Genomic DNA, 10,967 nt, shown 5'->3' on the forward strand with positions numbered 1-10,967 from the left:
AGGCCGTATCAGCGACCCAGATACGTCAGGACGGCGAGAACCCGCCGATGGTCCTCGGGCGCGGGCCCGAGGGCCAGCTTGGCGAAGATGCCGGACACGTGTTTCTCCACCGCCCCTTCGGTGACGACCAGCCTGGAGGCGATCGCGGTGTTGGAGCGGCCCTCGGCCATCAGGGCCAGGACCTCGCGCTCCCGGGGGAGAGCAGGTCGAGCGGCGCGCCCCTGCGCCTGCGGCTGAGCAGCTGCACGACGACCTCCGGATCGATCACCGTGCCGCCCGCCGCCACCTCGCGCACCGCCTCCATGAACTCGGCCACGTCGGCCACCCGCTCCTTCAGCAGGTAGCCGACGGCCTTGCCGATCAGCTCGCCCGCGTAGCGCTCCTCGACGTACTGGGACAGGACCAGGATCGGGAAGTCGGGCCTGGCCTCGCGGACCCTCAGCGCCGCCTTCAGCCCCTCGTCGGTGTGGGTGGGCGGCATGCGCACGTCGACGATCGCCAGGTCAGGCTGGTGTTCGTGGACGGCGGCCACCAGCGCGGGCCCGTCGGAGACCGCCGCGACGGTCTCGAAGCCGCCGTCGGCGAGCAGCCGCGCCAGCCCCTCGCGCAACAGTACGGAATCCTCGGCGATGACCACGCGCATGTGCACATGACTACCATTCGCAGGGCAGCTCCGCACGGACGATCGTCGGCCCCCCGACGGGGCTGTGCAGCACGAGCACGCCGTCGATGGTCGCCGCCCGGTCGGCCAGGCCCGACAGCCCGCCGTCCGGCGTGACGACGGCGCCGCCGATGCCGTTGTCCCACACGTCCACGACCACGCCGCGGTCGTCCCCGAACACCGCCACCGACGCCTCCGTCGCGCCCGAGTGCTTGGCCAGGTTGGTCAGGGCCTCGGCGACGATGAAGTACGCGATGCTCTCCACCGCGGCGGGCGGCCGTTCGGTCAGTTCGACGGAGACGTCCACGTGCACCGGGGCCCGCGCGGCCAGCCCCGACAGCGCCGCGTCGAGCCCGCGGTCGGTGAGAATGGCCGGGTGGATGCCGCGGGCCAGGTCGCGCAGCTCGGCGATGGCCGCCTTGGTGCCCGCGTGGGCCTGGACGATCAGCGTCCTGGCCTCCTCCGGCTCGGTGTCGAACTTGGCCTGCGCCCGTCCGAGGTCCACCGCCACCGACAGCAGCCGCTGCTGCGCGCCGTCGTGCAGGTCGCGCTCGATCCTGCGGCGTTCGGCCTCGGCCGCGTCGATCCCCCTGGCCCGGCTGGCCCGCAGCCGCTCCTCCTCGCTGCCGCCGAGCAGCACCGTGGCCAGCGTGCCGTGCAGCCAGGCCATGCCCCGTACGAGATATGCCGTCACGACGAGCAGCACCACGCCGGCCGCGCCCGCGACCAGCACGCCCGCCCAGTCGTCGATGATCAGGCCGGTGCGCCCGTCGCTCAGGACGTACAGGACGCGTGCCAGGGGCGCGAGCAGCAACGTCGCCGTCGCCGTCCACAGCGCGAGCGACAACGCGGACTCGACCAGGCCCAGCGGGAGCAGCATGAGGAGGTAGCCGAGGTCCTGCCAGGTGGCCTTGTCGCCGAGCAGCCAGGTGAGGTGCGCGAGCAGCCCGCCCTCGGGCCTCCTCCGGTACGGGTCGGCGATCCGCACCCCGAACGCCGCCCCCATCAGCCGCCGCTCCAGCATCGCCCCGCCGCGCCACATCAGCACGGTCGCCATCGTCAGCGGCAGCCCCACCCAGACGACCACCAGCGGCACCGCCACCGTCGTCGCCAGGGCCACCACGACGAACCAGGCCATCCCGAACCCTGCGCTGACCAGCAGGTACGGAGCCGCCCGCCAGGTCATGGGGTCCACCAGCACCCCTAACGGCCCCTTCGGCCCGAACCGCACCCTGTCCTTCAGCCTCACCGATCGCATGCCTCCAGCCTGCCCGGCACCGCGGACGGGGTGAATGGAGCAGACGTCCGATCCGCAGGTGGGGTTAACCCCACCCCGCGACCTGCCCGCGCACGCGAAAGGGGCGGCGGGAGAACCTCCCCGCCGCCCCTTCAGGCGCGTGGCCGCTAGTCGCGGTCGTTGCTCACCGTGGTCTTCTGCACCTGCATAAGGAACTCGGCGTTGGACTTGGTCTCCTTCATCTTCTCCAGGAGAAGCTCCAGAGCCTGCTGCATGTCCAGGGCGTGCAGCACCCGCCGCAGCTTCCAGACGATCTGCAGCTCCTCCTTGGCCATGAGGATCTCTTCCTTACGCGTGCCGGACGCGTCGACGTCGACCGCGGGGAAGATGCGCTTGTCGGCCAGGGAGCGGTTGAGCTTGAGCTCCATGTTGCCGGTGCCCTTGAACTCCTCGAAGATGACCTCGTCCATCTTGGACCCGGTCTCGACCAGGGCCGTGGCGAGGATCGTCAGCGAGCCGCCGTTCTCGATGTTGCGCGCGGCGCCGAAGAAGCGCTTCGGCGGGTAGAGCGCCGTGGAGTCGACACCACCCGACAGGATACGACCGGAGGCCGGGGCCGCCAGGTTGTAGGCGCGGCCGAGTCGCGTGATCGAGTCGAGCAGGACGACCACGTCGTGGCCCAGCTCCACCAGGCGCTTGGCGCGCTCGATGGCCAGCTCGGCGACCGTGGTGTGGTCTTCGGCCGGACGGTCGAAGGTCGAGTGGATGACCTCGCCCTTCACCGACCGCTGCATGTCGGTGACCTCTTCGGGACGCTCGTCCACGAGCACGACCATCAAGTGGCACTCGGGGTTGTTGCGGGTGATCGCGTTGGCGATCGCCTGCAGCACCATCGTCTTGCCGGCCTTCGGCGGCGAGACGATGAGACCGCGCTGGCCCTTGCCGATCGGCGAGACGAGGTCGATGATCCGCGTGGTGAGGATGTTCGGCTCGGTCTCCAGGCGCAGGCGCTCCTGCGGGTAGAGCGGCGTCAGCTTGTTGAAGTCGGGCCGGTTGCGGGCCTGCTCCGGGTCCATGCCGTTGACGGTGTCGAGGCGGACCAGGGCGTTGAACTTCTCGCGGCGCTCGCCGTCGCGCGGCTGGCGCACCGCGCCGGTGATGACGTCGCCCTTGCGCAGGCCGTTGCGGCGGATCTGGGCCAGCGAAACGTAGACGTCGTTGCTGCCCGGCAGGTAGCCGCTGGTCCTGACGAACGCGTAGTTGTCGAGGATGTCGAGGATGCCGGCGATCGGGATGAGCACGTCGTCGTCGCCGATGACGGGCTCGGTGCTGTCGAAGCGGTCACGGCCGCGGCCGCGGTTGCGCTCCCTGAAGCGGCCCCTGCGGCCACGCCGGTCGTCGTCGTCGCCGCCACGCTGGTCACCGCGCTGGTCACCGCGCTGGTCACCGCGCTGGTCACCGCGCTGGTCGCCCCTGCCGCCGGCGTCCGTGGCGCGCTGGTCGCCGCGGCTGCTCTCGGCACGGCCGCCCTCACCGCGGTCGGCACGGTCGGCACGGTCGCTGCGCTCACCGCGGTCGCTGCGCTCCCCGCGCTCGCCGCGGTCGCTGCGCTCGCCACGCTCACGGCGCTCGCCGCGGCTGCGCCGCTCGCGACGGCTCTCGCGCTCGCCCCGCGTGTCGGCCTGACCGGCGTCCACGACCTGGGCCTGCTGCTCGACGGCCGGCTCGGCCGGCGCGGCCACGGGCTCAGGGGCCGCGGCCACCGGCTCGGCGGCCTGCGGTGCGGCCTCGTCGGCGGGCTTGGTGCGGGAACGTTCCCTGCGCGTACGGGTGGGCCGCTCGGCCACGGGAGGCGCGGCCTCCGTCAGGACGGGCGCCGCCTCAACCGCGGCTGCCGCCGGAGCGCCGTCTCCGGAGGCGCCACCCTGCTTCTCCTGGATGGCCGCGATGAGCTGGCTCTTCCGCATGCGCCCGGTGCCGCTGATGCCCAGCTCAGCGGCCATCTTCTGCAGCTCGGGCAGCACCTTGGCGGACAGGCCGGTGCCGGAGCGACGCGCACGAGGCTTGGCCGCGGCGCGGGTGGGGGTGTCGCCGGACGCGGGCTGAGAGCCTGGTGCGTCGGAGAGGAGTTCGGTGGTGTCGCTCAACTAAAAGGTCCTTCCCAGGGGTCGGGCGCCGGTTTTGTTCTGCCGGGCGTCCCGGAGGTGCTTGCGACCCGGCGGGACAGACCGGGTCGGGGTGCACGTTGCGATCTTCGGCTGTCGCGGACGGCCGCCACTCTTGGGGAGGGGTTCGTCCAGGCCGCCACAGGACCGTGGCGCGTGGCTGACACCCCCCAGATTGCTGTCGCCAACCAGATGTCGATGTGCGTCGAACGCGCAGGTCCCCGTCGTCGCCGCCTCACGTTGGGCCAACCGGGTGTGGGCCAACCGGAGGCAACGGATTCCGGGGAGACAGCCGCGCTGCTCACGCCTCGCGACGTGAAGCATGATGCAGCGATGTATGGCTGACAAGCACGCACCCACCAAGGGGGCATCTGGTGCGGCTATCAGCCTAACATCACCAGCGCACACGGCTATTCCCTGAAGGTCTAAAGAGGCATCAGCGTGTCTCGGGGAACTGAACGTTCGCACCAACCGGGTCGACGTCCATTTGCTGGATGTGCCAGTCATTACCCACTTCTGGCGCGATCAAATCCTGCGTATCCGGTGACGAAAACGCAAGAACCGTGGGACCCGCCCCCGAAACGACCGCGGGCACGCCGACTGCACGCAGACGTTCTACCAGACGCGCGCTCTCCGGCATGGCAGGCGCGCGATAGGGCTGGTGGAGACGGTCTTCGGTGGCGGCGAGCAGCAGCTCTGGTTCCGGCCGCGAGGTCAGCGCGGCGATCAGCAACGCGGCCCTGCCGGCGTTGAAGGAGGCGTCCTTGTGGGGCACGTCCTTCGGCAACAGCCCCCGAGCGGTCTCCGTGGACAGCCGCGTCGAAGGGACGACGGCGACCGGACGGACCCTCTCGTCGGGGGCCAGCTTCACCATACGCGGTGCTCCGGCGTGGTCGGTCCAGGCCACCGTCAGGCCCCCGGCCAGGCACGGAGCGACGTTGTCGGGGTGGCCCTCCATCTCGGTGGCCAGCGCGAAGACCTCGTCGTCGGACAGGACGGAGTCGCTCAGCGCGCGGGCGGCCAGGATGCCGGCGCAGACCGCGGCCGAGGACGAGCCCAGGCCGCGGGCGTGCGGGATGCGGTTGACGCAGCGCAGGGCGATGCCCGCGGGCTGCGGCGCCCCCATGCGGGCGTACGCCTCGCGCATCGCCCGGACGACGAGGTGTCCCTCACCGAGGTCGACCTCGCCCGCGCCTTCGCCCTCCACGCTCACGCGCACGCCGGGCTCGGCGGTGAGCGTGGCCTCCACGTCGTCGTAGAGGGTGAGCGCCAGGCCGAGCGCGTCGAAGCCCGGCCCCAGGTTGGCCGACGTGGCAGGCACCCGGATTCGCACCGTCGTCATTGGTTCACGGTTCCCTCGTCGTTCGCTCACTCCCCGTGCACCCCTCAGGCGAGGTTGAGTGCCGCGGCGGCGGCGTGCACGTCGATCGGGATGACCACCGGCGCGGGCGCGCCCGAGATGGCCCAGTCGGGGTCCTTCAGGCCGTTGCCGGTGACGGTGCAGACGATGCGCTGCCCGGCCTCCACGAGCCCCTGGGAGTGTGCCTGGAGCAGCCCCGCGACGCTCGCCGCCGAGGCCAGCTCCACGAACACGCCCTCCTCCTGGGCCAGCAGCTTGTACGCCGCCGCGATCTGCCGGTCGGTCACCGCCTGGATGACGCCGCCGGACTCGTCGCGGGCCGCGGTGGCCAGGTTCCAGGACGCCGGGTTGCCGATGCGGATGGCGGTGGCGATCGTGTGGGGGTGGGTCACCGGGGCGCCCTCGACGATCGGCGCGGCGCCGCTGGCCTGGAAGCCGAACATGCGCGGACGCTTCGTCGAGACGCCGTCGTCGGCGTACTCCTGGTAGCCCATCCAGTAGGCCGAGATGTTGCCCGCGTTGCCCACCGGGATGCAGTGGATGTCGGGGGCGTCGCCGAGCGTGTCGACGATCTCGAACGCCGCCGTCTTCTGGCCCTGCAGGCGGAACGGGTTGACCGAGTTGACCAGCGCGATGGGGTAGCTGGAGGACAGCTTGCGGGTCATCTCCAGGCAGTCGTCGAACGACCCCTCGACCTGCAGCAGCGTGGCGCCGTGGACGAGCGCCTGCGCCAGCTTGCCCATCGCGATCTTGCCCTTCGGCACCAGCACGGCGCAGGTCAGCCCCGCGCGTACGGCGTAGGCCGCCGCGGAGGCCGAGGTGTTGCCGGTGGAGGCGCAGATGACCGCCTTGGCGCCCTCTTCGACCGCCTTGCTGATGGCCATGGTCATGCCACGGTCTTTGAAGCTGCCGGTGGGGTTGGCCCCCTCGACCTTGAGATAGACCTCGCATCCCGTCAGCGCCGACACGCGGTGCGCCGGGACGAGCGGGGTGCCGCCTTCGAGGAGCGTGACGACGGGCGTCTTCGTGGTGACCGGAAGACGCTCTCGGTACTCCTCGATGAGGCCACGCCACGACCTGCCCATGATGACTCCCTACCTGCGGTGTTGGCCACCGAGTGTACGGGGTGCGCGGCGCGGGCGCGGAGCCGAGTCCACTGAGTGGACAGGTCGTTGGACAGCGCCATTATTCAGGAAATTCTCAGCATCTCCCGATAGGGTCTCGGCAGGGGGTCACCATGAACGCGCGTCCTGCTTTGAGGCAGAACGACTATTCACCAGTAGTGCCGCCGGAGCTCGGGGCCTGGTCGCCGGGGTTGTCCGTGAGCGTGGTGATACCGGCGCACGGCGGGCAGGACAAGCTCGACCTGACGCTCGCCGCGCTGGCCGCGCAGACATATCCGGACCATCTCATGGAGGTCCTGGTCGTCGACGACGGCAGTGCGCCGCCCGTCCGGCTGCCGGAGATCCGGCCGGTCAACACCAGGATCGTCCCGGTACGCGACGGCTGGGGCATCTCCAACGCGGTCAACACCGGCGCCAAGGCCGCCGACGGTGAGATCATCCAGCGGCTCGACGCCGACATGGTCGCCTGCCGCGAGCACATCGAGGCCCTGGCCCGCTGGCATCACGTGACCGACTACCTGGTCACGATCGGGATGAAGAAGTTCGTCGAGGCGCCGCCGGTCACCGCGCGGCAGGTGTTCGGCGCCGGGCGCCTGGACGAGGTGTTCGACCTGGCCGCGGCCGTGTCGAGCTCGACCGAGGCGACGATCGAGAAGACCGACGGGCTGCGCAGCAGCCGCAACCCGTACCACGTGTGCACCGGGCCGACCTTCGCCCTCCCCCGCGAGGTCTTCGACGCCGTGGGCGGGCTCGACCCGACCGTGGTGCGCGGCGAGGACACCGAGTTCTCCTACCGGCTGGCCATGCACGGCGTGGTGTTCGTGCCCGACCAGGCCGCCCAGGCGGTGCACCTCGGGCTGCCGGCGCAGCACCGCGACCGGGAGCGGGCCGTGCGGGCGGTGGAGCCGTACCTGGCGCACCGGATCCCGCTCCGCCGGGACCTGCGCAAGGACCGGGGCCGGCGGTGGCTGGTGCCGTACGTGGAGATCGTGCTGGACGTCACCGACACCTCCGAGTCGGTGGTGCGGCGCGCGGTGACGGCGGCCCTGGACGGCAAGCTCCAGGACGTCGTGCTGACGCTGGTCGGCCCGTGGTCGCGGCTGGACGACGGGCGGCGCGCGGTGTTGTCGGACCCGTGCTTCGAGCTGCGGCTCATGCGCGACCTGTTCGCGCACGACGAACGCATCCGGCTCATCGACGAGGCCGCCCCGACGCCCGCGCCCACGCCGTTCCGCTACCGGGGGCCGGTGGACGTGCCGCTGCACCGGGCGACGCTGGAGCGCATGGTCGAGTCGGTGCAGAAGGACCTGGCGGGGGTGCTCGTCGTCGACCTGCCCGACGGGCGCACGGCCCGGCTCGAACGCACCTCCGCGCTGGGCCGGGCGCTGCTGCTGGCCGGTCCCGGCGCCGACCTCGACGACGTCATCGACACCACGCACGGCGTACGTCACGAGCCGCCGGACCGCTACTGGCCCGCGCCGCCGCAGCCGGAGCCGGTCACCATCCCCGCGACGGTGGCGGTCCCGGCCGAGTCCGCCGAGAACACCCTGTTCAGGCGGCTGAAGTCGGCCCTGCGCCCGAACTGACCGCGTCCGAGGGACGGTCCGGGGGGACGTTCCGGGGGACGGGGTCAGCCGCGCAGGCGGCGGCCCAGCGCTCGTTTCATCGTGGCCGACAGCAGGGTGCGCAGGCTCTGCTGGGCGCGGTTCGCGGCGGCGAGCTGGCGGCGCAGGGTGCTCACGTCGCGCCGCAGCTCGACGGCCGTCCTGCGCCACCGCGTGGCCTCGTCCCGCCACTTGGTCACCTGGGCGCGCAGGCGGTCGGCCTCCGCCGCCAGCCGCTCCATCTCGGCCTGGGCCTCCAGTCGCGCCCGGTACGCCCCGCGCCGCCCGATCAGCGGCGCCGCCTCCGTGGTGAACCCGTAGGTCTCGCCCTCGACCCAGGACACGCCGGACACGGCGTCCACCACGTCGTCGAGGTCGCCGGGGTCACCGGGGTGGTCGGCGGCCACCATGCGGGCCCTGGCGAAGGCCGAGCAGCGTTCCAGACGGGCCGCCACGACGCCCTGCGACGACTCCCGCAGCAGCACGGCGACCAGGCCGAGCCCCTCGTCGCGGGCCAGGTCGAGCAGGCGGGCGAGGGTGTCCTCGCCGGGGATCCAGCCGGTCGGCAGGCGCAGCACGAACGGCGTGGCCGGGTCCACCTCCTCGGCCGTGACCAGGCGCACCCGTCCTTCGTGCAGGTAGTGGCCGTGGACCAGGGCCAGGTCGAGGCCGGGGTCCTTGAGCGGGGAGCGGCGCTCGCGGTCCAGCTCGTCCCAGGGGCCGAGCAGGAGCACCGACAGGTCGGGAACGGTCCCGGCGAGCAGCGCGTCCACCGTCGCGCGCACGCTGTCGTAGCCGGCCGTGCCGTCCACGACGGCGGTGACGTACGGGATCTTCCACTGGCGGGACGGATGAGAGCGCAACCACCGGTACGCCGGGATGCGGTCGGCCACGAACGCGTGGCTCACCCGGTCGATGGACTCCTTGTCGCGCATGCGCATGGTCGGGCCGAGATGGTAGGCGCGGGCTCGTGGCTCGGGCACGAACACCGCGCCCGCCTGGCCCAGCCGGTAGCCCATCTCGGTGTCCTGGCCGAGGATCAGCTCGTCGTCCATGGGGCCGGCGGCCTCGATCAGGCGGGCGCCGACCGAGGTCGCGCCGCCGACGTGCAGGCTGAAGGGCCGCTGGGGGTTGGCGGTGAGGCCGTCGGTGCGTTCGACGAGGTCGACGATCCAGGTGTGCGGCTCGGCGGGCTCGAAGTGCTCCTCCAGGTCGGCGGGGAGCTCGGCGGGCAGCTCCGCGTCGGTGAACCTGATGTAGCCGGTCACGACCAGGTAGGGGGCCGTGTGGTGCCAGCGCATGTGGGCCTCGATCGCGCCCGGGGTGAGGACGACGTCGGAGTCGAGCCAGTGGATCACGTCGCCGGTGGCCTCGGCCAGGCCGGCGTTGCGGGCGTTGGCGCGGCCGGGCTGGTCGCAGACGATCAGGCGGGTGCCCTCGGGACGGACGGCGGGCAGCCGCAGGGGCGGGACGCTGCCGTTGTCCACGACGATGACCTCGGTGAGCGCGGCCGGGTAGGTCTGGCGGGCGAGGCCGGCCAGCACCAGGTCCAGCTTGTCCTGGCCGCCGTAGGCCGGGATGATCACGCTGACCGTGAGCGACGGGGTGAGGTCCGCCCCGGGCCGCAGCACGCGGTAGTCGTTGCCGCGCACCGGCGGCTTCTGGCCGTTGTTCATGCGGTTTCCATCAGCAGGCTCGGCCGGAAGCCGTGCCATTGGTTCGTGGCGATCCTGACGAAATGGGCCAGGGGCAGCTGCCAGGTGTGCTCCTCGGTGAGCCCCCTGCGCAGGACGTAGCCGAGGCCGTGCGTGCGATAGGTGCGCGCGCCGATCTTTTGCGCCGCTTTCAGGAACTCCAGATCGACCGCACGCGGGAGAGCGGGAAATCCTCCAATTTCCCGAAATTTCGCGCTTTGGAGCAAAATGGTGCCTCCGGCTACATGATCCGCCCAAACCTCGCTAGGGTACGCCGCTCCGCTCGCGAACGTGGTCCGCCGGATCGTGGCGCGCAACGGCTCCAGGTAGAAGAACTCGGCGGTCGTGCCCACCACGTCGGCATCGGCGTACGAGCGGGCCATGAGCAGGTCGGACAGGTGGCAGGGGCCGTACCAGTCGTCGTCGTCCCACTTGGCGAGGTAGTCGCCCGAGGCCAGGGCGGCGGCCCGGTTCAGCACCTCGCCGAACGGCACCGTCCGGGCCGCCTCGACCCACTTGACGGGCAGCGAGCACGCCTCGACGGCCGCGCGTACCTGCTCGAAGGCCACCCCGTGCAGGCCGAGCAGGACCTCGGCCTCGACGCCCCGCTGCCGCTCCATCTGCGCCAGCGCCGCGCCGACCAGGGCGGGCCGCTTGGTCGACATCACGATGCTGACCGTCGCGCGGGCGGGCCGGTGGACCAGCCGCCGCAGCCGTACGCTGTGCTCCTCCCGCCGCAGGTCGGCCAGGGAGCGCGCGGTGCCGTCAGCGGGCTCGGCGAGCCAGTCGCGGTCGGTGAGCAGCGAGGCCAGGTCGCCCGGCACCCACGCCGGGGCATGCTGGGCGGTCAGCGGGATCCCGGCGCCGGCCAGCTCCGTCAGACCGTCGAGCGGCACCGGCGCGGCGGGCCAGTCGACCTCCAGCCCCCGCCGGGAACGCAGCTCGGGCACGTCGGGCGATCCGCCGTCCACCTGCCAGCCGTCCGCCCAGTGCAGCCGGGCGAACCCCTTGCCCGGCGTACGCGTGAAGCCGCAGGGGGTGACGGACATGGACGATGCTCCTTGACCGGACGGACGGGATCGGCGCCTACCTTACGCCCGTTTTTACACGTCAGTAGACAGA

General features: G+C 71.9%; 7 protein-coding genes and 1 pseudogene. 1 reads left to right on the forward strand and 7 read right to left on the reverse strand.

Annotated elements, in window-relative coordinates; all coding sequences use genetic code 11:
• Positions 1-8: 8 nt before the first annotated feature.
• The 5 genes and pseudogenes from ACNF49_RS49580 to thrC form a co-directional block, all read right to left on the reverse strand.
• Positions 9-643 (reverse strand): annotated as a pseudogene (locus ACNF49_RS49580) (response regulator).
• A gap of 10 nt (positions 644-653) precedes the next feature.
• Positions 654-1,919 (reverse strand): sensor histidine kinase, encoded by a 1,266-nt coding sequence (locus tag ACNF49_RS49585; RefSeq protein ID WP_357971044.1) that lies wholly within the window; start codon positions 1,917-1,919, stop codon positions 654-656.
• A gap of 146 nt (positions 1,920-2,065) precedes the next feature.
• Positions 2,066-4,045, reverse strand: coding sequence for a transcription termination factor Rho (rho, locus tag ACNF49_RS49590; protein ID WP_482942018.1), 1,980 nt, complete (start codon positions 4,043-4,045; stop codon positions 2,066-2,068).
• A gap of 454 nt (positions 4,046-4,499) precedes the next feature.
• On the reverse strand, positions 4,500-5,405 hold the full coding sequence (thrB, locus tag ACNF49_RS49595) for a homoserine kinase (protein ID WP_482942019.1): 906 nt from the start codon (positions 5,403-5,405) through the stop codon (positions 4,500-4,502).
• Between the two features lie 44 nt (positions 5,406-5,449).
• Positions 5,450-6,508 (reverse strand): threonine synthase, encoded by a 1,059-nt coding sequence (gene thrC / locus ACNF49_RS49600; protein ID WP_357971041.1) that lies wholly within the window; start codon positions 6,506-6,508, stop codon positions 5,450-5,452.
• Positions 6,509-6,744: 236 nt separating this feature from the next.
• Between thrC and ACNF49_RS49605 the strand changes: the two genes are divergently transcribed.
• On the forward strand, positions 6,745-8,133 hold the full coding sequence (locus ACNF49_RS49605; RefSeq protein WP_482942020.1) for a glycosyltransferase family 2 protein: 1,389 nt from the start codon (positions 6,745-6,747) through the stop codon (positions 8,131-8,133).
• 44 nt (positions 8,134-8,177) lie between these two features.
• On the opposite strand, the gene ACNF49_RS49610 is transcribed toward ACNF49_RS49605, so the two are convergent.
• Entirely contained in the window at positions 8,178-9,827 is a 1,650-nt protein-coding gene (locus tag ACNF49_RS49610; protein ID WP_482942021.1) for a glycosyltransferase family 2 protein, read from the reverse strand.
• Positions 9,824-10,894, reverse strand: coding sequence for a glycosyltransferase family 2 protein (locus tag ACNF49_RS49615; RefSeq protein ID WP_482942022.1), 1,071 nt, complete (start codon positions 10,892-10,894; stop codon positions 9,824-9,826). The genes ACNF49_RS49610 and ACNF49_RS49615 overlap by 4 nt, the downstream gene beginning before the upstream one ends.
• Positions 10,895-10,967: the final 73 nt, after the last annotated feature.

It is taken from the genome of Actinomadura sp. ATCC 39365 (assembly GCF_054392275.1).